Source organism: Streptomyces sp. NPDC059247 (genome assembly GCF_042754005.1).
GTDB lineage: Bacteria > Actinomycetota > Actinomycetes > Streptomycetales > Streptomycetaceae > Streptomyces.
This window is the reverse complement of the sequence record NZ_JBHYZW010000019.1, coordinates 37,487-60,300: the sequence shown is the minus strand read 5'-3', so window position 1 is coordinate 60,300 and position 22,814 is coordinate 37,487. Positions and strand designations below refer to the sequence as shown.

18 protein-coding genes and 1 other RNA gene are annotated in these 22,814 nt (G+C 73.1%); 3 read left to right on the top strand and 16 right to left on the bottom strand.

What is annotated here, in order from left to right; translation table 11 throughout:
• Window positions 1–19 precede the first annotated feature (19 nt).
• Window positions 20–580 (bottom strand): YqgE/AlgH family protein, encoded by a 561-nt coding sequence (locus tag ACFXGN_RS26710; RefSeq protein ID WP_366441001.1) that lies wholly within the window; start codon window positions 578–580, stop codon window positions 20–22.
• 290 nt (window positions 581–870) lie between these two features.
• Here ACFXGN_RS26710 and murA point away from each other — a divergent pair, with 290 nt between their 5' ends.
• Window positions 871–2,211 (top strand): UDP-N-acetylglucosamine 1-carboxyvinyltransferase, encoded by a 1,341-nt coding sequence (gene murA, locus ACFXGN_RS26705; RefSeq protein ID WP_384864016.1) that lies wholly within the window; start codon window positions 871–873, stop codon window positions 2,209–2,211.
• A 243-nt stretch (window positions 2,212–2,454) separates the two neighbouring features.
• On the opposite strand, the gene ACFXGN_RS26700 is transcribed toward murA, so the two are convergent.
• The 6 genes from ACFXGN_RS26700 to ACFXGN_RS26675 all read right to left on the bottom strand — a co-directional run bounded on the left by ACFXGN_RS26700 (window position 2,455) and on the right by ACFXGN_RS26675 (window position 11,068).
• Window positions 2,455–2,736: an HU family DNA-binding protein gene (locus ACFXGN_RS26700; RefSeq protein WP_003968811.1), complete on the bottom strand. Its 282-nt coding sequence runs from the start codon at window positions 2,734–2,736 to the stop codon at window positions 2,455–2,457.
• Window positions 2,737–3,048: 312 nt separating this feature from the next.
• A complete protein-coding gene (locus tag ACFXGN_RS26695) occupies window positions 3,049–4,479 on the bottom strand; it encodes an NAD-dependent malic enzyme (protein WP_384864013.1) in 1,431 nt (476 codons plus the stop codon).
• Between the two features lie 414 nt (window positions 4,480–4,893).
• Window positions 4,894–7,230 (bottom strand): HelD family protein, encoded by a 2,337-nt coding sequence (locus ACFXGN_RS26690; RefSeq protein WP_384864012.1) that lies wholly within the window; start codon window positions 7,228–7,230, stop codon window positions 4,894–4,896.
• Window positions 7,231–7,293: 63 nt separating this feature from the next.
• Window positions 7,294–7,848 (bottom strand): GNAT family N-acetyltransferase, encoded by a 555-nt coding sequence (locus ACFXGN_RS26685; RefSeq protein ID WP_384864009.1) that lies wholly within the window; start codon window positions 7,846–7,848, stop codon window positions 7,294–7,296.
• A 392-nt stretch (window positions 7,849–8,240) separates the two neighbouring features.
• The gene (locus ACFXGN_RS26680; RefSeq protein WP_384864007.1) at window positions 8,241–9,365 is read right to left on the bottom strand and encodes a uroporphyrinogen-III synthase; all 1,125 of its coding nucleotides are present in this window, start codon (window positions 9,363–9,365) and stop codon (window positions 8,241–8,243) included.
• A gap of 719 nt (window positions 9,366–10,084) precedes the next feature.
• Complete coding sequence (locus ACFXGN_RS26675; RefSeq protein ID WP_384864004.1) at window positions 10,085–11,068, bottom strand: LysR family transcriptional regulator; 984 nt, start codon at window positions 11,066–11,068, stop codon at window positions 10,085–10,087.
• A gap of 83 nt (window positions 11,069–11,151) precedes the next feature.
• Between ACFXGN_RS26675 and ACFXGN_RS26670 the strand changes: the two genes are divergently transcribed.
• On the top strand, window positions 11,152–12,558 hold the full coding sequence (locus ACFXGN_RS26670) for an MFS transporter (protein ID WP_384864001.1): 1,407 nt from the start codon (window positions 11,152–11,154) through the stop codon (window positions 12,556–12,558).
• An 82-nt stretch (window positions 12,559–12,640) separates the two neighbouring features.
• Here the strand turns inward: ACFXGN_RS26670 and ssrA are convergent.
• The 5 genes from ssrA to ftsE form a co-directional block, all read right to left on the bottom strand.
• Window positions 12,641–13,033: a transfer-messenger RNA gene (gene ssrA, locus ACFXGN_RS26665) on the bottom strand.
• Window positions 13,034–13,131: 98 nt separating this feature from the next.
• Window positions 13,132–13,668, bottom strand: a complete 537-nt coding sequence (smpB, locus tag ACFXGN_RS26660; RefSeq protein ID WP_384863999.1) for an SsrA-binding protein SmpB — start codon at window positions 13,666–13,668, stop codon at window positions 13,132–13,134.
• A gap of 18 nt (window positions 13,669–13,686) precedes the next feature.
• Entirely contained in the window at window positions 13,687–14,862 is a 1,176-nt protein-coding gene (locus tag ACFXGN_RS26655; protein WP_384863996.1) for a S41 family peptidase, read from the bottom strand.
• A gap of 77 nt (window positions 14,863–14,939) precedes the next feature.
• A complete protein-coding gene (gene ftsX / locus ACFXGN_RS26650) occupies window positions 14,940–15,857 on the bottom strand; it encodes a permease-like cell division protein FtsX (protein ID WP_351782930.1) in 918 nt (305 codons plus the stop codon).
• A gap of 21 nt (window positions 15,858–15,878) precedes the next feature.
• Window positions 15,879–16,568 carry a cell division ATP-binding protein FtsE gene (ftsE, locus tag ACFXGN_RS26645; RefSeq protein WP_366440991.1) on the bottom strand — a complete coding sequence of 230 codons (690 nt, stop codon included), beginning with the start codon at window positions 16,566–16,568 and terminating at the stop codon, window positions 15,879–15,881.
• Window positions 16,569–16,802: 234 nt separating this feature from the next.
• On the opposite strand from ftsE, the gene ACFXGN_RS26640 reads away from it, so the two are divergent.
• On the top strand, window positions 16,803–16,985 hold the full coding sequence (locus tag ACFXGN_RS26640; protein WP_384863993.1) for a hypothetical protein: 183 nt from the start codon (window positions 16,803–16,805) through the stop codon (window positions 16,983–16,985).
• Window positions 16,986–17,170: 185 nt separating this feature from the next.
• Here ACFXGN_RS26640 and ACFXGN_RS26635 read toward each other — a convergent pair whose 3' ends face one another.
• The 4 genes from ACFXGN_RS26635 to ACFXGN_RS26620 form a co-directional block, all read right to left on the bottom strand.
• Window positions 17,171–17,899, bottom strand: coding sequence for an LPXTG cell wall anchor domain-containing protein (locus tag ACFXGN_RS26635; protein WP_384863990.1), 729 nt, complete (start codon window positions 17,897–17,899; stop codon window positions 17,171–17,173).
• 378 nt (window positions 17,900–18,277) lie between these two features.
• Window positions 18,278–19,381 (bottom strand): peptide chain release factor 2, encoded by a 1,104-nt coding sequence (gene prfB, locus ACFXGN_RS26630; RefSeq protein ID WP_384863987.1) that lies wholly within the window; start codon window positions 19,379–19,381, stop codon window positions 18,278–18,280.
• 111 nt (window positions 19,382–19,492) lie between these two features.
• Window positions 19,493–20,731 (bottom strand): serine/threonine-protein kinase, encoded by a 1,239-nt coding sequence (locus ACFXGN_RS26625; RefSeq protein ID WP_384863985.1) that lies wholly within the window; start codon window positions 20,729–20,731, stop codon window positions 19,493–19,495.
• Window positions 20,732–20,838: 107 nt separating this feature from the next.
• Entirely contained in the window at window positions 20,839–22,644 is a 1,806-nt protein-coding gene (locus tag ACFXGN_RS26620) for a serine/threonine-protein kinase (protein WP_384863984.1), read from the bottom strand.
• Window positions 22,645–22,814: the final 170 nt, after the last annotated feature.

Below are 22,814 nucleotides of genomic sequence, written 5' to 3'. Positions count from 1 at the left end.
GGTACTGAAAGCCGGGGCCTCAGTTGAGTGACGGGTCGTCGGGGTACGTGGCGATCATCGCCAGTTCCCCGCGCTGGCGCCGCAGCACCTGCCGCCAGAGCGTCTCGGGGCGGGGCGAGGAGACGTCCCCGGGCTCCGACTCGACCACGTACCAGGCACCGTCGGCCAGCTCCGCCTCCAGCTGGCCGGGGCCCCAGCCCGCGTACCCGGCGAAGATCCGCAGCGAGCCGAGGGCGGGACCGAGGAGTTCGGGCGGGGTCTCCAGGTCGACCAGACCGATCGCCCCGAACACCCGCCGCCAGCCCAGGGGCCCCTCGTCGCCGGGGATCACGGCGAGGCCGAGCGCCGCGTCGAGGGCGACGGGACCCCCCTGGAAGACGACGCCGGGTTCACCGGCGAGTCCGGCCCAGGGGGCGAGGACGTCGCCGACGGTCACCGGGGTGGGCCGGTTGAGGGCCACGCCGAGCGAGCCCTCGTCGTCGTGGTCGAGCAACAGCACCACCGCGCGGTCGAAATTCGGGTCCGCGAGGGCGGGGGTGGCGACGAGCAGCCGGCCTGTGAGCGAGGACACCTCGGTCATGCGACACATGATCCCGCATCTTCGGCGCGCGCGGGGCCCGTCCGGCCCGAAGGGCGGGCCCGGCGTCCGGCGGGTGAGCGGCGCCGCAGATCAGAGGGGACGGCGCGGTCCGCCCGGAAGGACGGCCCGGACCAAGCGGACGGTCACCCTCCGCAAGATCACGGAAGCGGAGGGTGTTGTGCCGAATTCATTACATCTGCCAGGCCCCCCGGGGCACCCGATCGGGGTCCCCGGGACCCTTACCCTTTTCACTGGCCACCCGACCGACCCCACTCCGGAACGCGAGATTCATGACCGGCACAGACGATGTCCTGCTTGTCCACGGCGGAACCCCGCTGGAGGGTGAGATCCGCGTCCGCGGCGCGAAGAACCTCGTGCCCAAGGCGATGGTCGCCGCCCTGCTCGGCAGCGGCCCCAGCCGCCTGCGCAACGTGCCCGACATCCGTGACGTCCGCGTCGTGCGCGGGCTGCTCCAGCTGCACGGAGTGACGGTCCGTCCGGGCGAGGAGCCCGGCGAGCTCGTCCTCGACCCGACGCACGTCGAGTCCGCGAACGTCGCCGACATCGACGCCCACGCCGGTTCGTCCCGCATCCCGATCCTCTTCTGCGGCCCGCTGCTGCACCGCCTCGGCCACGCCTTCATCCCGGGTCTGGGCGGCTGCGACATCGGCGGCCGTCCCATCGACTTCCACTTCGACGTGCTCCGCCAGTTCGGCGCGACCATCGAGAAGCGCGAGGGCGGCCAGTACCTGGAGGCCCCGCAGCGCCTTCGCGGCTGCAAGATCCGGCTGCCGTACCCCTCGGTCGGCTCGACCGAGCAGGTGCTGCTGACGGCCGTGCTCGCCGAGGGCGTCACCGAGCTGTCGAACGCCGCCGTGGAGCCCGAGATCGAGGACCTCATCTGCGTGCTGCAGAAGATGGGCGCGATCATCTCCATGGACACCGACCGGACCATCCGGATCACCGGTGTGGACCGGCTCGACGGCTACACCCACCGGGCGCTCCCGGACCGCCTGGAGGCGGCCTCCTGGGCGTCGGCGGCGCTGGCCACCGAGGGTGACATCTACGTGCGCGGCGCCCAGCAGCGCTCGATGATGACCTTCCTCAACACCTACCGGCGGGTCGGCGGCGCCTTCGAGATCGACGACGAGGGCATCCGCTTCTGGCACCCGGGCGGCTCGCTCAACGCGATCGCCCTGGAGACCGACGTGCACCCCGGCTTCCAGACGGACTGGCAGCAGCCGCTGGTCGTGGCCCTGACGCAGGCGTCCGGCCTCTCCATCGTCCACGAGACGGTGTACGAGTCGCGGCTCGGCTTCACCTCCGCGCTCAACCAGATGGGCGCGCACATCCAGCTGTACGCCGAATGCCTGGGCGGCTCCGACTGCCGCTTCGGGCAGCGCAACTTCCTGCACTCGGCGGTCGTGTCCGGCCCGACGAAGCTCCAGGGCGCCGACCTGGTCATCCCGGACCTGCGCGGCGGCTTCTCGTACCTGATCGCGGCGCTCGCGGCGCAGGGCACCTCCCGGGTGCACGGCATCGAGCTGATCAACCGGGGCTACGAGAACTTCATGGAGAAGCTCGTCGAGCTGGGCGCCAAGGTCGAGCTGCCGGGCAGCGCGCTGGTCTAGCCGGGTCCCCGCCCGGCGCGCCTCGCGCCGGGAGGCCGCCCACACCTCCGGTCCGGCCCGGTGGGACGCACACCGTCCCGCCGGGCCGGACCGGACGCGTTTCCGGCCGGGTCCGACCGGCCCGGCCCGGGGCGGGCGGCCCCGCGGGACGCCTCCCGGGCCCGCAGACGGCCCCTGACGGGCATACGGAAGGGCGGCCACCCCCTGACAGGGTGGCCGCCCTTCCGTCGCCTCTGGACTGCCTTACTTGCCCTTGGCGGCTTCCTTGAGCTTCGAGCCCGCGGAGACCTTCACGCTGTAGCCGGCCGGGATGTTGATCGGGTCGCCGGTCTGCGGGTTGCGAGCGGTGCGAGCGGCACGGTGGGTGCGCTCGAAGGTCAGGAAGCCGGGGATGGTGACCTTCTCGTCGCCCTTGGCGACGATCTCGCCGACGGTCTCGGCGAGAGCGGCCAGCACGGCGTCGGCGTCCTTGCGGGTCACCTCGGCACGGTCGGCCAGGGCGGCCACCAGCTCACTGCGGTTCATGTTCTTACTCCCGTGTTCTTCTTGCCTGTGAGGCGTGCCACGCGGCGGAAGCCGCGTGAGGTGGTTCGGCGATGCCGATGCTGCCAGGGCCTTCGGACAGTCCCCGGACCCGGGTCCGATGCCGGACCCTCGCGCCCAAACACGCATCCTGCCCCCACCAGCGGCGGGAACGCCAATCCGGCACCCCCGGGGGTCACACGAAAAGCGCCAGAGCCCCGTGGTGGTGACGTGCTGTCGACCACGCGCACACGACGCGGAGCCGAAAAGCCACCCTAAAGGCGGGTTTACGGCTCCGCGAATCGCGACGCGCCGTCAGCGGTCTTCGGCCGCGGGAGCCTCGGCCGCGGCCTTCGCCGCCTTGCGGACCGCTCCGGCGACCGCGCCCGCGACCTTGTCGTTGAAGACCGACGGGATGATGTAGTTCGGGTTCAGCTCGCCCTCGGTGACGACACCGGCCAGCGCCGTGGCGGCGGCCAGCATCATCTCCGTGTTGACGGTGCGGGACTGGGCGTCGAGCAGACCCCGGAAGACACCCGGGAAGACCAGCACGTTGTTGATCTGGTTGGGGAAGTCGGAGCGGCCGGTGGCGACGACGGCGGCCGTCTGGCGGGCGGCGGCCGGGTCGACCTCCGGGTCCGGGTTCGCGAGCGCGAAGACGATCGCGCCCTCCGCCATCGCGGCGACGTCGGTCTCGTCGAGCAGGTTCGGGGCGGAGACGCCGATGAAGACGTCGGCGCCGACCACGGCCTGCTTGAGGGTGCCGGTGACGCCCTCCGGGTTGGTGTTGTCGGCGATCCAGCGCAGCGGCGAGTCGGCCGGGGCGTCCACCAGGTCCTCGCGGCCCGCGTGCACCACGCCGTGGATGTCGGCGACCACCGCGTGCTTGACGCCCGCGGCCAGGAGCAGCTTCAGGATGGCCGTACCGGCGGCGCCCGCGCCGGACATGACGACCCGTACGTCGCCGATGCCCTTGTCGACCACGCGGAGCGCGTTGGTGAGGGCGGCGAGGACGACGATGGCGGTGCCGTGCTGGTCGTCGTGGAAGACCGGGATGTCGAGGGCCTCGCGCAGCCGGGCCTCGATCTCGAAGCAGCGGGGCGCCGAGATGTCCTCCAGGTTGATGCCCGCGAAGCCGGGGGCGATGGCCTTGACGATGGCGACGATCTCGTCGGTGTCCTGCGTGTCGAGGCAGATCGGCCAGGCGTCGATGCCCGCGAAGCGCTTGAAGAGGGCCGCCTTGCCCTCCATGACGGGCAGGGAGGCCATCGGGCCGATGTTGCCGAGGCCGAGGACGGCGGAGCCGTCGGTGACGACCGCGACGGAGTTGCGCTTGATGGTGAGGCGGCGGGCGTCCTCGGGGTTCTCGGCGATGGCCATGCACACCCGGGCCACGCCCGGGGTGTAGATCATGGACAGGTCGTCACGGTTGCGGATGGGGTGCTTCGACGCCATCTCGATCTTGCCGCCGAGGTGCATCAGGAACGTACGGTCGGAGACCTTGCCGAGGACGACGCCCTCGATGCCCCGCAGCTGCTGCACGATCAGATCGGCGTGGGCCGTGGAGGTCGCGGCGATGGTGACGTCGATGCGGAGCTTCTCGTGTCCGGAAGCGGTCACGTCGAGGCCGGTGACGGAACCGCCGGACGACTCCACCGCCGTGGTGAGCTGGGAGACCGCGGTCCCGCTCGCGGGAACCTCCAGCCGGACCGTCATCGAGTACGAGACGCTGGGCGCCGTTGCCATGGCCGACTTCCTCTGCTTTTCCTGAGCTTCGTTGCTACGCCGCCCCGGCTGGTTGCCCGGCTGCGCCCTCCGATGGTCGCACCTACCTGCCGGTAGCAGGTAATGCGGTCATTTTGTTTTCGGAAACTACTTTCCACCATACGAGAGAGCCTCGGGAAACAGAAGAGGTCCCCGCCACCAGGTGGTGACGGGGACCTCGACTTCGTAGCTACGCACTAAGTGGCACCGACCCGCCATGCTCGCCTCGCGGCAAGTGGTCCCTCTGAGGGACGAAGGTTGGGCCCGGGGGCTTGGATCGAGCCGGTGCCACGACAAGGCTAACAAACCACCCCGCCCGGCGATTCCAGCGCCACAGGTTGACCGGAAATCAATCCTGTAGCCGCCGGGCGGCCCGGATTCCTGCTAGGGCCCTCGTCAGTCCCTCAGCAGATCCGGCACTCCCGCCGCGTCCGGCATGTCCCCGGCCGCCGCGACCACCGTGAGCTGCTGCGTCGCCCGGGTCAGGGCCACGTAGAGCACCCGCAGACCGGCCGGGGACTCGTCGGCGATCTCGGCGGGCGAGACGACCACCGTGGCGTCGTACTCCAGCCCCTTCGCCTCCAGCGAGCCCAGCGCCACCACACGGTCGCCCAGCTCGGCGAGCCAGCGGGCCGCCTCCTCGCGGCGCCGCATGGCGACGACGACACCGACCGTGCCCTCGACCCGCTCCAGCAGCAGTCGCGCCTCGGACCGAACGATTTCGGCCAGGTCCGGCTTCCCGGGTCCCTCCGGCACCGCCACGAACCGGGGCTCGACGCCCGTCGAGCGGACCGCGCGCGGCGACTCCTTGCCCGGCATCGCCAGGGCGAGGACCTTCGCGGCCAGCTCGGCGATCTCCGCCGGGTTCCGGTAGTTCACGGTCAGCTCGAAACGGCGGCGCGGCCGGGAGCCGAGGGCCTCGTCGCGGGCCGAGGCCGCCTCGTCCGGGTCCGACCAGGAGGACTGCGCCGGGTCGCCGACGACCGTCCAGGTGGCGTGCCGACCGCGTCTGCCGACCATCCGCCACTGCATCGGCGTGAGGTCCTGCGCCTCGTCGACGATCACGTGCGCGTACTCGGTGCGCTCGGCCGCGAGCCGCTCGGCCCGCTCCCACTGCGTCTCCTCCCGCACCGGCATCAGCTCCTCCAGACCGGTGAGCTGGTCCAGCGGGTCGTACTCCCGGCGCTTCCTCGGCCGGGCCGGGGCGCCCAGCAGGGTGCCCAGCTCGTCGAGGAGGGCCACGTCGTGGACGGACAGCGCCCGGCGGCGCAGCGAGCGGGCCAGCCGCCGCACCTCGCCGGGGTTGAGGATCCGGCGGGCCCAGCGGCCGAGCCGCCGCTCGTCGGCCATCGCGCCGAGGACCCCGCGCGGGGTCAGCTCCGGCCACCAGGCGTCGAGGAAGGAGAGGAAGGAGTCCTCGGTGGAGACGTCCTCGTCGAAGGAGGAGCGCAGCTCGGCGGCGAGTTCGGGGTCGCTGTGCCGTCCGACCGCCCCCGACCTGGCGTACAGGGCGTCGAGGAGGAGGCGGCGGGCGCGCGGGCGGAGCAGGTTGACGGGGGCGGTGCCGCCGAGGACGTTGTGGCGGATGCGCCGCAGGTCGTCGGCCTCCAGCTCCAGGCGGCGGCCGAAGGCGACCACCCGCAGCCGGGTGGGGGTGCCGGTGCTGACGGGCTCGTCCTCGCCCAGCTCGGGCTGGGCCCGGGGCGGCGGGGTCTCCAGGGCGCCGCGCGCGGCCTTGCGCAGGACGGCGAGCATCCGGGAGGAGCCCTTGATCCGGGCGACGGCCGGATCGTCGTAGGCGGTGGCCTCGGCCCCGTCGACGAGCGAGCCGACCGCGCGGATGGCGACCTGCCCCTCCTCGCCGAGGGAGGGCAGGACGCCCTCGGTGTACGAGACGAGCAGCGGGGTCGGGGAGACGATCAGGATGCCGCCCGCGTACCGCCGCCGGTCCTGGTAGAGCAGATAGGCGGCCCGGTGCAGGGCGACGGCGGTCTTGCCGGTGCCGGGACCGCCCTCGACGTACGTGACGGAGGCGGCGGGGGCCCGGATGACCAGGTCCTGCTCGGCCTGGATCGAGGAGACGATGTCCCGCATGGTGTGGCTGCGGGCCTGGCCGAGGGCGGCCATCAGGGCGCCGTCGCCGATGACCGGCAGCTCGCGCCCGTCGAGGGTGGCCCGCAGTTCGGGGCGCATCAGGTCGTCCTCGACGCCGAGGACCCGGCGGCCCTTGGAGCGGATGACCCGGCGGCGCACGACCCGGCCGGGATCGACCGGGGTGGACCGGTAGAAGGGCGCGGCGGCGGGCGCGCGCCAGTCGATGACCAGCGGCGCGTAGTCGGAGTCGAGGACTCCGATGCGGCCGATGTGGAGGGTCTCTCCGATCTCGGCCGTGTTGTCGGGGTGTACGGCGTCCTCGGCGGGCTCCACCGAGGTGTAGGCGCCGTCGGGGCCCTTCTTGCCGTCCTTGCCGTACAACAGGTCGATCCGGCCGAAGAGGAAGTCCTCGAACTCGTTGTTGAGACGGTTGAGATGGATGCCGGCCCGGAAGACCTGGGCGTCCCGCTCGGCGAGGGCGCCGGGCGTGCCGACCTGCCCTCGCTGGGCGGCGTCGTTCATCAGGAACTCCGCCTCGTGGATCTTCTCCTCCAGCCGGCGGTAGACGTGATCCAGATGTTCCTGCTCGACACCGATCTCACGGTCTCCGACCGTGTCCACGGCTTCCTGCGCGGCCACCTAAGGCCCCCTTCTGACGTGCACTGGGCAGCCGTCGAGCGTACGCCACCGGAAGGCTCCGTGTCAGGCGGGATCACCTGACGGGGCCCGGCCCGCCGGAACTCCGGGCGGCGGGTCGTCGTGGAGGATGCGCTGGAAGAGGTGGTGGTCGCGCCAGGCGCCGTCGATGTGCAGGAGGCGGGGCGCGGTCCCGATCCGTTCGAAACCGCATTTGGCGAGGACCCGTTGGGAGGCGTGGTTGTCGAGGAGGGTACCGGCCTGGATCCGGTGCAGGCCCAGTTCCTCGCGGGCACCCCGGCAGGCCTCCTCGGTGAGCGCGGCGGCCAGGCCGAGCCCGGTGTGCTCCTCGTCGACCCAGTAGCCGAGGGAGGCGCTGCGGAGGGGGCCGAGGACGATCCCGGAGAGGGTCGCCTGGCCGACGACGCGCTCGCCGCGCACGGCGAACCACCGCACCCCGCCGTCGGCGAGGCGCTCGGCCTGCGCCTCGGGGGTGTAGTAGTCCTCGGTGCGGTACGGCTCCGTGTTCTTCAGGTACGCCCGGTTGCGCAGCAGCGCGACGGCGAGCGGGCCCGCGTCCTCGGGAACGGCGGGCCGGATGCGGAGACCTTCGGTGATCATCCGGGTACGGTACCGCGCACTCGAACGGATGTCGGGGTACGGGGGCGGGACGGGACGGTGTCCCCAGGGGAGCCGGTTGGTCCCCTACGGGTTCCGGGACCGGCCCGTAGGGGCCACCGGTACGGGAGAGGCCGACCCGGGTCCGTAAGGAAAAGCGGGAACGGACCCGCCCGGGACCGGAGCCGGAGCCCCATGGGAAGCCTGACCGCCCCTTACGGGTTCGGAGGCCGTCCCCTACGGGCTCGGAGCCCGTCCCTCACCGGCTCCGGAGCCGTCCCTCACTGGCCCTGGGACCATCCCCACCGGCTTCAGGACCACCCCGTACGGGAGACGGGACCGGGTCCCCTACGGGAGGCCCGGCCCGGGACCGTACGCAACCGGAACCGGCGTCCTCACCCCTCGGTGGGGGCCGCCGGGTCCACGGACAGCCGGTAGCCGCGTTTGACCACGGTCCGGATCAGTTCCGGGGTGCCGAGGGCGGCCCGGAGCCGGGCCATCGCGGTCTCCACGGCGTGCTCGTCGCGGCCCGCGCCGGGCAGCGCGCGCAGCAGCTCCGCCCGGGGCACCACCCAGCCGGGGCGGCGGACCAGCAGCCTCAGGAGGGCCATCCCGGCGGGCGGTACGGGCCGGGGGGCGCCGTCGACGAGGACGGCGTGGCCCCGCACCTCCAGCCGGTGCCCGGCCACCGGGAGGACCCGGGCGCGGGCGGGCAGTTCGCGGCAGAGCAGCTCGACGAGCGGGCCGGACCGGGAGGATTCCGGCTGGTGGGTGCCGATGCCCTCGGCCCGGAGCGGCAGGGCGGTCAGCGGCCCGGCGCAGAACGCGAGGACGTCCCGGCGCAGGGCGGCGACGAGCGCGTCCCGGTCGCCCCGGGCCCCGGCGCGGGCGAGCAGCGAGGCGGCGGCGGGGGCGCGGGTGAAGGTGACGGCGTCGAGGGTTCCGGCGAGGACCGCGTCGAGGAGCCGGTCGAGCGGCCCGGTGTCCTCCGGGGGCGTCCAGCGGTGGACGGTGACGCCGAGGGCCTCCGCCCCGGCGGCGGTCAGTGCCGCGATGAGGCCGGGCGGGGGCTCCCCGTGCGACTGGACCAGGACGCGGCGGCCCGCCACCCCCTGGCCGAGGAGCCGGTCGAGCAGTCCGGCCGGGGAGCCGGGCGCCCCGCTCCCGGTGAGCCCGGCGGCCCGGACGGCGTCCAGGACCCCGGGGTCCAGGGCGAGGAGTTCGGCGCCCCGCAGGACGCCGAGGAGTTCCCCGCCGTGCCCCCAGCCGTGGGCCGCCTCGATCCAGTCCCGGAAGCCGGGGGCGGTGGTGGCGACGACGATGTCCGGTGCGCGGCCGAGGAGTTCCTCGGTGGCGGAGCGGAGCGCGGGGTCGTCGGCGGGGGCCACGATCCGCAGGGCCGGGCCGTGGACGACGGCGGCGCCCCGGCCGCGCAGCAGCGCGTCGAGGCCGTCCGCGCGGCGCACCGAGGTGACGCCGACCGTGAAACCGGCGAGGGTGCCGTGGGGGTGCTCGTCCATGGGGACCGAGCCTGACGGCGCCGCGTGACGGGCCGGGTTCGCCGGTATTTCCTGCCCGTTACGGTCCGCACCGGGCACCCACCCGAAGCGGATCCGGTACGGCCCCGGGCGGGCGACGGGAACGGATGGGGGCGTCGGCGGCGGAACGCCGAAGGTATACGCCCGCCGGGAAGAACCCGCCGACGAGCCGGAACCGTCCGGGCCCCCGTCCGAACCCCGGACGAGACGGCCCCGAGAAGGCGGCCCCGGCCCGCACGGACGGCGACCCCACCCCGCCGACCCGAAAACCGGAAACGCCCGGGCGGACACGACACCCGAGCCCCGGACCGGACAGCTCCCGGACCGGACCGCTCCCAGGCCGCACCGCTCCCGGACCGGACGAGCCCCCGACGCCGGACCGGCCCGGACCAGACCCGCCCCGGGACCAAGCCGCCGCCAAGGCCCGGTTCCCCGACCGGGAAGCCGGGACCGGGCGGACCGCACATCGATCCGGGCCTGGATCGGACGGGCGGCGGACCTGGCCACCGGCCGGGAGCCGACACCGGGCAGACCGCACGCAGATCGCACGCAGGCCGCACGACCAGCCGCACGACGGCGGGGGCCCCGGGCCGGACCGCCCCGGATCGGACAGGTCCGGATCGGACAGGTCCGGATCGGACAGGTCCGGATCGGGATCCGGCGGATCCCGGACCCGGCGGACCAGGCCGGACCGGCCCCCGTCAGGCGGGCGGCAGGCCCGGTTCGTCGGGTGGGAGCCAGGAGTCCGCCGGGCGGGACCGCCAGCCCTCGCGGGTGCCGACCTCGACGGTGGCGGTCCGCAGCGCGTCGAGACCCGGGTGCCGCACTCCCTTGCGCCACACCAGGCTCACCGGTGACAGCGGTACGGGGTCGACCAGGGGCCGCAGCACACAGTCGGGCATCGGCGGGAAGCCGACGACGGCGAGCACCGGGTGCCGGTGCTTGGCCATGATCCGCCGGAACTCCTCCTTGCCGACCGCGAGCGGCGCGGGCGGGGCGACCTCGATGCCGCGCCCGGCGAAGAGCCGGACGGCCAGGTCGGTCCACTCGGGCGTGCGGTCGTTCCCGGCGCCCGCGTAGATCCGTTCCCCGGCGAGCGAGCCGAGCGGCACCTCGGGCAGGGCGGCCAGCGGATGGTCCTCGGGCAGGATCACCGCCATCCGCTCGTACCGCATGAACCGGACGCCGAGCCGGACCCTGAGCGCGGGGTCGAGCCCTCCGTACCGGCCGAAGGACGCGTCGAGGCGCCCGGCGAGGATCTCCCGTACGGCTCCGGTGAGTCCGCTCTCGTAGCGGGCCATCAGCTCGTGGTCCGGGACGAGCTCCCGCGCCCGCGCGAGGACGCTCTCCTGGGCGAGGCCAGGACTGTTGAGGTCCACGAGGAGGGGCCGGGGCGCGGCCCGGAAGGCCTCGGTCAGCTCCTCGTGGGCGGCGAGGACCCGGCGGGCGTACGGGAGGAGCCGCTCGCCGTCGGCGCTGAGGGTGACCTGCCGGGTGGTCCGTACGAACAGTTCGGTGCCGAGCTCGCCCTCCAGGCGCCGGATGTCCCGGCTGAGGGCCTGCTGGGCGACGTAGAGCCGGGCGGCGGCGCGGGTGAAGTGCAGTTCCCCGGCGACGGCGGTGAAGGCGCGGAGCAGCCGGGGGTCGATGTCGCGCGGGGCGGCGGACGGGGGCGAGAGGGTCACCGCCGCATTCAACAACACAGATGCGTGAATGGCGACCGAACAGGTGTTGGACCCGCCGGGGCCGGGCCCAGGAGCCTGGGGCCATGCCGCAACCGGACCTCATCCTGACCCCGGCGGGCCCGGCCCTCGCCCCCCGCTACCGCGCACCGGGCGAACCCGCCGACCGGCCCGCCCCGACCACGGCCCCCGGCCGGGGCCGGGGCCGGGGCCGGGGCCGGGGCCGGGGCCGGGGCCCCGGGACCGACCGCCCGGCCCCGGACGGCGGCCACCGGCCCCCGGGTGGCCGCCGCCCCGCTCCCGAGGACGGCACCCCGGCCGCCCTCCCCCGCAGCCCCTACCTCCGGCTCTTCTCCCTGCCCGGCACCCGGGCCTTCACCACGGGCAATCTGATCGCCCGGCTGCCCGTGGGCATGTTCGGGGTCAGCGCCGTGATCATGATCGCGGCGGCGCACGACTCGTACGCGCTCGCGGGCGCCGTGACGGCCACCGGCATGGCCTCCGGGGCGGTCCTGGCCCCCTGGATCGCCCGGCTCGTCGACCGGTACGGCCAGTCCAGGATCGCCGTCCCCGCCACGGTGTACGCGGTCCTCGGGCATCTGGTGCTGGTGCTCTGCGTCCACGGGAGGGCCCCGGTCTGGACCCTGTTCGCCACCGCCGCGCTCACCGCCACCGCCCCCAACACCGGCGGCATGTCCCGGGCCCGCTGGGCGCACCTGCTGCGCGACCGGCCGGACGAGCTGCACACGGCGAACGCCTTCGAGCAGGCGGCGGACGAGCTCTGCTACATGCTCGGCCCGGTGGTCGCCGCGTTCCTCTGCTCGGCGCTCTTCCCGGAGGCGGGCACCCTCACCGGCGCCGTGCTCTTCCTCGGCGGGGTGCTGGTCTTCGCCGCGCAGCGCTCCACGGAGCCGCCGGTCGCCCCGCGCACGGCCACCGGCTCCCCGCTGCGGCTGCCCGGCATGGTCCCGCTGCTCGCGGTGTTCCTCGCCACCGGGGCGGTCTTCGGGTCGATGGAGGTGGGGGCCCTCGCGTTCGTCGACGGTCCCGTCGCCGGGCCCGTACTGGCGCTCCAGGCGGCGGGTTCCTGCGCGGCGGGGCTGTTCTACGGCCGGGCCCGGCGCACCGCGCGGCTCCGCACCTGTCTGGCCGCGATGAGCGTCCTGATGACGGTCCCGTTCCTCGCGGCCTCGACCGGTTCCCTGCTCGCGCTCGCCGCCGGGCTGCTGGTCGCGGGCATGGCGACCGCGCCGACGATGGTGACGGGGATGGGTCTGGTGCAGCGGATGACCCCGCCGTCCCGGCTCAACGAGGGGATGACGCTGGCTGTGACCGCCCTGCTCGGCGGGATCGCGGTCGGTTCCGCCACCGGCGGCTGGGCCGCCGACCACGCGCCCTTCGCCTCCTTCGGCTTCCTGGTCCCGGCCACGGCGGCGGCCCTCGCGCTCACGCTGTGCGCGGCGACGGGGGTCGGCGGCCGGGTCCGGACATGACGAAGGCCCGGCGGTCTGACGACTGCCGGGCCTTCGCCCACATGGGGTGAGGTGTCCGAGAGGGCGGGCCCCCTCGGGCTCTCGGTGGAGATGGCGGGAATCGAACCCGCGTCCAACGGTGCGGAACCAGAGCTTCTCCGTGCGCAGTCCGCTACGAGTTTCTCAGCCCCGGAGATCACGCGGACAAGTCTCCGACGGGCTCAGTCACTGTTTGATTTCCCCCTCACCCCCGTGACCGGAGTGAGAGGTTTAGATCCCTTGATTACGCCAGGATCCGGGTCGGGACCACCCCCGGGCTGACGCTCCTCACAGAGGCTTCTTGTCGTTACCTAAAATTAGGCAGCGAGGGCGAAGCGGGAGTTATCGCTCTTGGAGTTGGCGATTATTGGTTGCGACACATGGTTAACGAGATCATTGCCGCTTCCTCGACACGCTTCCTCTGGCTCGACATCCGCTGTCGAAACCGATCATCCCCATGTTGTTTTTTCAAAGGTCGCACCCGCTGTGAGGTGCGATGCCCATCGTACGTGACCGACGGGCGCCGCCGCCAGCACATTACGCGCGACCGGGCGGCTAGCCCGCCTTCGCCGCGCGCTGCCTGCGCTTCGCCGCCGCGATGGCCCGGCTGGTCTCACGGGTGTCCTGCTTCTCCCGGAGCGTCTGGCGCTTGTCGTACTCCTTCTTGCCCTTGGCGAGCGCGATCTCGACCTTGACCCGCCCGTTCACGAAGTACAGGGCGAGGGGCACGATCGTGTGACCGGTCTCCTGCGCCTTCGACTCCAGCTTGTCGATCTCCTCCCGGTGCAGCAGCAGCTTCCGCTTCCGCTTCGCCGAGTGGTTGGTCCAGCTGCCCTGGGTGTACTCGGGCACATGGATGTTGTGCAGCCACGCCTCGTGGTTGTCGATCTGCACGAAGCCGTCGGCCAGCGAGGCACGACCCATCCGCAGCGACTTCACCTCGGTGCCCATGAGCACCAGACCGCACTCGTAGGTCGTGATGATGTGATAGTCGTGGCGCGCCTTCTTGTTCTGCGCGATCATCTTGCGCTCGGGCGCCTTGTCCTGATTCTTCGCAGGTTTGCCCTGCACGTTCACGAGTCCCTTGGCCATAGTGCGGTCATTTTCGCACTACGAGCCCCCTCCGAGGCCACTCAATACCGTCCGGGCCCGTTCCTCGGCCCGCTCCCCCGCCGCCAGGTCCGGCACGATGCCCCGCCCGTCCACCACGTGACCGGCGGGCGTGCGGTAGTGGCCGACGGTCAGTTCGGCGACCGAACCGTCCGGCAGCGCGCTCGGCATCTGCACCGAGCCCTTGCCGAAGGTCCGGGAACCCACCGTCACCGCCCGGCCCCGGTCCTGGAGCGCCCCGGTCAGCAGCTCCGCCGCGCTCATCGTGCCGCCGTCGATCAGCGCCACCAGGGGCCGGGTGGTGTCGCCGCCGCCCTCCGCGTACACCGCCCGCTGCTCGCCCTCCACGTCGTACGTGGCCACCAGGCCCCCGTCGAGGAACGCCGAGGCCGCCACCGCCGCCTCCGACACCAGACCGCCCGCGTTGCCCCGCAGGTCCAGGAGGACGCCCGCGCCCGCCGGGGCCGCCCGGACCGCGTCCCGCACGCGCGTACCGGCGCCCTTGGTGAAGGCCGAGACCCGGATCAGCAGGGTCCCGTCGTCGAGCCTGCTCACCGTGACCGGGTCCGTCGCCAGCCGGGCCCGGCGCAGCGTCTGCGTCCACCCGGCCCGGCCGCGCTCGACCCGGAGCACCACCGGCGAACCGGCCACCCCCTCGCCGCGCAGCAGGGACACGACCTCCGAGACCGAGAGCCCGTCGACCGGGCGCCCGTCCACCGAGACGATCCGGTCCCCCGCCCGGAGCCCGGCCCGCTCGGCCGGCCCGTCGGCCCGTACCCGGGTCACCCCGACCCTGCCCCCGGCGGCCCGCCCGGCGGAGAGCCCCACCCCGGTGTAGGCACCGTCGAGGGCCTGCTCGAACTCGGCGTACTCCCGTTTGTCGTACACCGCGCCCCAGCGGTCACCGCTGCGGCTCACGAACTCCTCGGCGGCCTTCTTGCCCGACTTCCCGTCGGCCATCGCGGCGGCGGCGGCCCGGCTCAGCGCGGCACTGTCGACGGTCGCGCCCCTCCCGGCGTCCTCCCCCGCCCGCACGGCCCCCGCGCCGCCCCGCTCCCGGGGCAGCGCACCGGTGGCGGCGGCGGTCGCGAGGACACCGGTGAACACCAACGTCAGAACGGCCCCACGGACCACTCCGCGGGGCCGGATACAGAGAAGGCCGCGACCACCCGACACGACGCCCACTCTAGACAAGCGAAAGGCGCCGCAGGGGCTTTGCCCCCATGGCGCCTCTCGCCGTCGACGGCGTCCCGTCACACCTTCAGGTACTTGCGCAGCGCGATGAAGGCCGCCACCGCCGGCATCAGCAGGCCGATGGCGATGACCAGGGGCAGCTTGGCGAGGACCGCGTCCCAGCCGATGAAGTTGACCAGCTGCATCTTGTCGGCGAGCGCGATGCCGTGGTCGATGAGGAAGTACCGGCCGACGAGGAGCAGCACACAGGCGACCGCGCCGCCCAGGAGTCCGGCGAAGGCCGCCTCCATGATGAACGGCATCTGGATGTAGAAGCTGGACGCGCCGACGAGCCGCATGATGCCGGTCTCCCGGCGGCGGCTGAAGGCCGAGACCCGCACCGTGTTGACGATCAGCATCAGCGCGATGACCAGCATCAGGCCCATGACGCAGAGAGCGGCGATGTTCATGCCGTTCATCAGGTCGAAGAGGTTCTGCAGGATGTTCCGCTGGTCCTGGACGGACTCGACGCCGTCCCGGCCCGCGAAGGCGGTGGCGACCACCTTGTACTTCTCCGGGTCCTCCAGCTTGACCCGGAAGGACTCCTGCATCTGGTCCGGCGTCACCACGGAGGCGATGGCGGTGTCGCCGTACTGCGCCTTGTAGTGCTTGAACGCCTGGTCGGCCGTCTCGTGCTGGACGGTCTCGACGATGTCCATCTTCTTCAGGTCGGCCTCGATCTGCTCCTTCTGCTGTGCGGTGACCGCGCCCTTGGCGCACTTGGCCGCCGAGGCCGCGTCGGCCTTGTTGCAGAGGAAGATGGAGACGTTGACCTTGTCGTACCAGTAGTCCTTCATCGTGCTGACCTGCTCGCGCATGAGCAGCGCACCGCCGAACAGGGCGAGCGAGAGGGCCACGGAGACGATGACGGCGAAGGTCATCGTGAGATTGCGCCGGAGACCGACGCCGATCTCGGAGAGCACGAACTGAGCGCGCATGGTGATCTGTCCCCTACCTGCTCAGTGCTGGTACCCGTAGACGCCTCGGGCCTGGTCGCGGACGAGCCGGCCCTTCTCCAGTTCGATGACGCGCTTGCGCATCTGGTCGACGATGTTCTGGTCGTGGGTCGCCATGACGACGGTGGTCCCTGTCCTGTTGATGCGGTCGAGCAGCTTCATGATGCCGACGGAGGTCTGCGGGTCGAGGTTGCCGGTGGGCTCGTCGGCGATCAGCAGCATCGGGCGGTTGACGAAGGCGCGGGCGATGGCGACGCGCTGCTGCTCACCGCCGGACAGCTCGCCCGGCATCCGGTCCTCCTTGCCGCCGAGACCGACCAGGTCGAGCACCTGCGGCACGCCCTTGCGGATCTCGCCGCGCGGCTTGCCGATGACCTCCTGGGCGAAGGCCACGTTCTGGGCGACGGTCTTGTTCGGCAGCAGGCGGAAGTCCTGGAAGACGGTGCCGAGCTGGCGCCGCATGTGCGGCACTTTCCAGTTGGACAGCCGGGCCAGGTCCTTGCCGAGGACGTGCACCTGGCCTTGGCTCGCGCGCTCCTCACGCAGGAGCAGCCGGAGGAAAGTCGACTTTCCGGAGCCGGAGGAACCGACGAGGAAGACGAACTCCCCCTTCTCGATCTCCAGGGAGACATCCCGGAGCGCGGGGCGGTTCTGCTTCGGATAGGACTTGGAGACATTGTCGAATCGGATCACGAATGCACCACGGTCGGCCGGGAGTAGGTGTGCGTGACCTTACGCGAACGGGGAAGGCCCGCGCAGTCGCGCTCCGGGCTTGCGCCGTTTATCCTTTTCGCCCCATGGGGTACGACCGGGACGATCCGGTGGGGCGCGCCGGAACGCCGACGAGCTGGCACAGTGGTAGGGGGAACGTCCGGACCCCTCCGGGCGTTGTTCCCCGTGTAGTCCAGTGCGGGAGGAGGAGAGCGTATGACCTACGACCGACTGGTGTGCGCCAACTGCGCGGCCCCGGTCACCGAGGGCCGCTGCCCCGTCTGCCGTGCCAACCGGGAGCGGCTGACCCCCCAGGGCCCCTCGCCCGCGATGCTGCTGGCGCTGGCGGTCGCCCTGCTGGCCGCGATCGCGCTGCTGGCCGCGGTGCGCACGGTCTAGGGAGCCCGCCGGTCGGGCCGGACGCCGACGCGCGACGCCCGCACGAGCCGGAGAGACGACGAAGGGCCGGGGATTCCTCCCCGGCCCTTCCTCGTGCGCGGGCGCGGATCACCCGGACGGTCCGGCTCCGCGCGGGCGGACCGCAGGGACCGTCCGGCCGCGCGGGACGCGGATCACGCGGACGGTCAGACGGCGGCGCGACCGCCGCCGACGAGGCGCGGCAGCATACGGAAGCCGATGCCTCCGGCGATCATGGTCGCGGCACCGATGACCAGGAACGAGGTCTCGGCCGCGCCGGTCTCGGCGAGCTCCTCCTTCGCCTGGCCCTGCTGCACGGGCTGCGAGCCGGCACCGTCGGTGTCGACGTTGCTGTTGCCGCCGTCGACGCACTCGGCGCCGTCGAGGTCGACGGTGCAGGTGCCGGGCTCACCGCCGTCGTCCGGGGTGGTGGGGGTGCCGGTGCTGCCGGGACCGGGCTCGGTGGTCTCCCCGGGGCCCGGCTCGGTCGGCGGCGTGGTGACCGGCGGGTTCGTGGTGGGGGGCGTGGTCGGGGGCTCCGTCGGGGGCTCCGTCGGAGGCGTGGTGGGCGGCTCCGTCGGGGGCTCGGTGGTGGGCGGCGGAGTCGTCGGCGGCTCGGTGGTCGGCGGCGGCGTGGTCGGGGGCTCGGTGGTGGGCGGCGGAGTCGTCGGCGGCTCGGTGGTCGGCGGCGGCGTGGTGGGCGGCTCGGTGGTGGGCGGCGGAGTCGTCTCGCACCCGGCACCGCCGGGCATACAGGTGTCCGTCGGGGTCGGGGTCTCGCCCTCGCTGAAGATACCCACGGCCTGTGCGGCGCCCGCCGCGGTGAGCGACGCACCGGCCGCGATCACCGCACCGGCGGCGATGCGTGCGATACGGACTCGCATCTGCTTGGTCATCTGGCTGCTACCCCCAGTAGCTCATCTCGTCATGGGGCAGCGCTCGGGACGCGGGACAGGGGCGGCTCACTGCTGGACCGGGCCCCCGTGCGCACGCGCCCCGGAAGTGCGCATACCGGTAGGTCACCTTTCCGAGTTTCCGATGAGGCGTCAAGGTCGTTGCGCGTGCGATGCCCGAAAGATGACCGGCTGACCCACATGCGACGATGCAACTGTGATGTAAACCCTGAACTACGGGGTGCGCGGGGCCAGTTGTCTTGTCGACAAAGCGTCCCGTTCGCCTCGATTCCGCTTGCGGGAGCGAATCCCCCGGCGGTGCGGGAACGGCACCGGCCCCGCACCGGAAGGTGCGGGGCCGGACGCGGAGTACCGCGCGGGTTACTTCTCCTGCTGCTTGCGCCAGCGGATGCCCGCCTCCAGGAAGCCGTCGATCTCGCCGTCCAGGACGGCCTGCGGGTTGCCGACCTCGAACTCGGTCCGCAGGTCCTTGACCATCTGGTACGGGTGGAGGACGTACGAGCGCATCTGGTTGCCCCAGGAGCTGCCGGTGTCCTTCAGGGCGTCCATCCTGGCCCGCTCCTCCTGGCGCTGCCGCTCGAGGAGCTTGGCCTGGAGGACGTTCATGGCGCTGGCCTTGTTCTGGATCTGCGAGCGCTCGTTCTGGCAGGAGACGACGATGCCGGTCGGAAGGTGCGTGATGCGCACGGCCGAGTCGGTCGTGTTGACGCCCTGGCCGCCGGGGCCGGACGCGCGGTAGACGTCGACGCGCAGCTCGGACTCGTCGATCTCGACGTGGTCGGAGGACTCGACGACCGGGAGGATCTCGACGCCCGCGAAGGAGGTCTGGCGGCGCCCCTGGTTGTCGAAGGGCGAGATGCGGACCAGACGGTGGGTGCCCTGCTCGACGGAGAGCGTGCCGTAGGCGTACGGGGCCTTGACCACGAAGGTGGTCGACTTGATGCCGGCCTCCTCCGCGTACGAGGTCTCGTAGATCTCCGTCGGGTAGCCGTGGCGCTCCGCCCAGCGCAGGTACATGCGCTGGAGCCGCTCGGCGAAGTCGGAGGCGTCCACGCCACCGGCCTCGGCGCGGATGTTGACCAGGGCCTCGCGCTCGTCGTACTCGCCGGAGAGGAGGGTGCGGACCTCCATCTCGTCGAGGGCCTTGCGGACGGAGGTCAGCTCCGTCTCGGCCTCGGCGAGGGTGTCCGGGTCGTCCATCTCCTCGGCGAGCTCGAAGAGCACCGCGAGGTCGTCGATGCGCCCGCGCAGGGTCTCGGCCTTGCGGACCTCGGCCTGGAGGTGCGAAAGCCTGCTCGTGATCTTCTGTGCCGCGTCCGGGTCGTCCCACAGGGACGGTGCCGCGGCCTGCTCTTCGAGCACGGCGATGTCGGCCCTCAGCTTCTCGAGGTCCAGGACGGCCTCGATCGACCCCATGGTCGAGGAGAGGGACTTCAGCTCTTCGGATACATCGACGACTGCCACACGCCCAGCGTAACGGCTCCGGGACCGGAGCCGAACCCTCGGCCGCCGGGCCCGGCGGGGCGCCCGCGGAGCGGCCCGGCGCGATCGGCGGGGCCCCGGCGGGACCGGCCGCTACGGCAGGGAGGACTGCTTGCTGTCCCGCGGCGGGGTCTCGGTGTCCCCGGAGGCCGCCAGGTAGCCGCCGACGCCGAGGGCTCCGGCGACCACGACGGCGGCGACGGCGAGGGTGATCCGGCGCTTGCGGACCACACCCGCCTTGTGGCGGGCCGAGCCGGGACGCCGGGCCCCGGCGGAGCGGGGCGCGCGGGCGGTGCCGAGGGGGCCGCCGGACAGTTCGTCGGGGGCGGGGACCCGCATGGAGGTGTGGGTGTCGCGGTGGGAGTCGGCGGAGGCGCCGGGGACGAGCGGGACGGCGGCGCGCCGGGGCGCGGGTTCGCCGGGGGCCGTGGCGGTCGCGTAGGCCTCCTCGTCGTACGGCTCCGGGGCGGTCTCGGCGCCGGGCTCGTCCACGTCGAGCGGCGGGATGCCCTTGAGCGTCGGCAGGACGTCCTTGAGGCGGGCGGCCAGCTCGGAGGCGCGCAGCCGGGAGGCGGGGGCCTTCGCCAGGCACTGCACGACCAGCTGCCACAGCTCCTCGGGGATGCCGGGCAGCGGGACGACGGTCTCGGTGACGTGGCGGCGCAGGACGGCGCCGGGGTGGCCGCCGCCGAACGGGGTGAAGCCCGCGAGCAGCTCGTACAGGACGGTCGCCAGGGCGTAGATGTCGACGGCGGCGCGCGGCGGGAGGCCCTCGACGATCTCGGGGGCGAGGTAGTCGGGGGTACCGATGATCCGGGTGGCCTTGGTGCGGCCGGGGGTGTCGATGAGCTTGGCGACGCCGAAGTCGGTGAGGAGGGCGGGGTGGGCGCCGCCGGGGCCGAGCGGGCCCTCCATGTCGAGCAGGATGTTCTCGGGCTTGACGTCCCGGTGGACGACCCCGGCGGCGTGCGCGGCGGCGAGGGCGTCGGCGACGTCGGCGACGATGGCGACGGCCGCCTCGGGGGCGAGCCGCCGTTCCCGGTCGAGGCGGGTGCGCAGGTCGGTGCCGCGGACCAGGTCCATGACGAGGGCGAGGTCGTTGCCGTCGACGACGAGGTCACGGACCTTGACCACGCGGGGGTGGTCGAGGCCGAGCAGGGCGTTGCGCTCCTGGACGAAGCGTCCGACGAGTTCCTGGTCGGACGCCAGGTCCTCGCGCAGGAGTTTGACGGCGACGGGTCCCTCGGGACCCTCGCCGAGCCACACCGTTCCGGCGCTGCCCCGCCCGAGGATCTGGTGGGTGGTGTAGCGACTGCCGATGTTCCGTGCCAAGACTGCTCCCTCAGCGGCTGCGGTTCACGCCAAACGTACGCGTCCCCGGCCGCCCGTCTCGACTTCCGAAGGGAAATCACCCTTCGGAAGTCGACAAATCGGCAGCCTTACTGTCCCGTACCGCCGGTAGTGCCCGTCGAGCCGGTGCTGTCGCCGAGGCTGGAGATCCAGTCGGTGACGGAGGTGATGCCGTCCCCGATGGCCTCCCAGTAGCCCTTGCCCTGGGCGACCCAGTCCTGGAGGGGGGTCAGTTCCCAGATGAGCCAGCCCGCGACCACGAACAGGACGATCATGATCAGACAGCCCTTGAGGCAGCCGAGGCCGGGAATGCGCACCGGGTTCGCGCCGCGCTGGCGCGGCGGGCGCGGTTCGCGGGGCGCGGGCGCCTGGGGCGGCGGCTGCGGCGGGGTGTACTGCTGCGGGGGCGGGGGCGGCGCGTACTGCTGGGGCGGGGGCGGCGGGGCGTACTGCTGGGGCGGAGGCTGGGGCGGGTACTGCTGGGGCGCGGGGCGCTGCGGGGGCCGCTGCTGCTGATAGGGCGGCTGTCCCGGCGGCGGACCGTGCTGTCCGTGCTGCTGACCGTGCTGCTGGCCCTGCTGCCCCTGCGGCGGCTGCTGGCCGTATGAGCCGGGCTGCGGCTGCTGACCGTGCTGCTGGCCGTACGCGCCGGACTGCGGGGGCCCCGGCTGGCGCTGGGGCCGACGGCGCAGCGGGTCCTCGCTCGGGTCCAGGTACTGGACCTGCGTCTGCTCGTTGCGGTCGCGGACCGCGCGGAGCTGGCTCTGCCAGGGGTGCGGGTCCTCGGGTCCGCCCTGTCCCGTCTGGGGCGGGCCGGGCGGTACGGGCGGCATGACGGCGGTCGGGTCGGCGCCGCCCCCCGGGCCGCCGGTCGGCATGACGCTGGTCGCGCCGGCGGGGTCGAAGAGCGGGGGTGCCCCGGCGCCGCTGGGCAGCACCTGGGTGGGGTCGGCGGCGCCGGGGGTCTCCGGTACGGGCGCGGGCGCCGGGTCCGGGGCGAGCAGGGCGCCGACGCCTTCGGCCGCCTCGATCTGGGCGGGGGTGGCGTGCACGCCGATGCCCGCGGCGACCGCGCGCAGCCCGCGGGCGAGGTTCACGGCGCTCGGCCGCCGGTCGGGGTCCTTGCTGAGGCAGCGCTCGATGACCGTCCAGAGCGGTCCCGGCACGGTCGAGGGGCGGCGGGGCTCCTCGCTGAGGTGCCGGTGCAGGACTTCGAGCGCGGTGCCGCCCGCGAACGGGGGACGGCCGGTGACCAGCTCGTACAGCAGGATTCCCGCGCCGTAGATGTCGACGGCGGAGGTCTGCGGGCGGCCCTCGGCGGACTCGGGCGCCACGTACGCGGGCGTGCCGACGAATTCATGGGTGCGGGTGAGACCCGGGGAGTCGGCGAGGCGCGCGATGCCGAAGTCGGTGAGCATCGGGTGCATCTGGCCGCCCTGCTCGGCGAGCAGCACGTTGGCCGGCTTGAGGTCGCGGTGGACCACTCCGTCGGCGTGGCTGGCGGCGAGCGCGTCGGCGATCTGGGCGGTCAGGAGCGCGGCGGCGACCGGGGTGAGCGGGCCGCTCTCCCGGATGTACCGGTGCAGGTCGGGGCCTTCGACGAGGTCCATGACGAGGGCGAGGACATCTCCCTCGACGACCAGGTCGCGGGTGCGCACGATGTTCGGGTGGGTGAGCCGGAGCAGCACGGACCGCTCGCGCAGGAAGCGCATCACGATGTCCGCGTCGTTGGCCAGCTCCTCCTTGAGGACCTTGATCGCGACGGTCTCGCCGGGCTGGCCGGGCACGGCCGCCTCGGCGCCCGCCGTCTCCCGCTGGCGGGCTCGCCAGACGGTGCCCGTGGCGCCGCGGCCGAGCGGCTCCTCGAGCAGGTACTTGCTGCCGATAGGCCGCACGTCACGCGCTCCCTGCTGATCGTGGTCCCGGGGTGTGCCGGAGGTGTTCCCGGGGTCCCTGTTCCCTGTGGTGACCCGTCCGGGTGTCCGACCCACTTTAGTGCCGACCGACCGACAACCGGCCGGTCGTCCACAGGCCGGTTCCGGAGGCCGTGCCGGAGCGCTGCTGT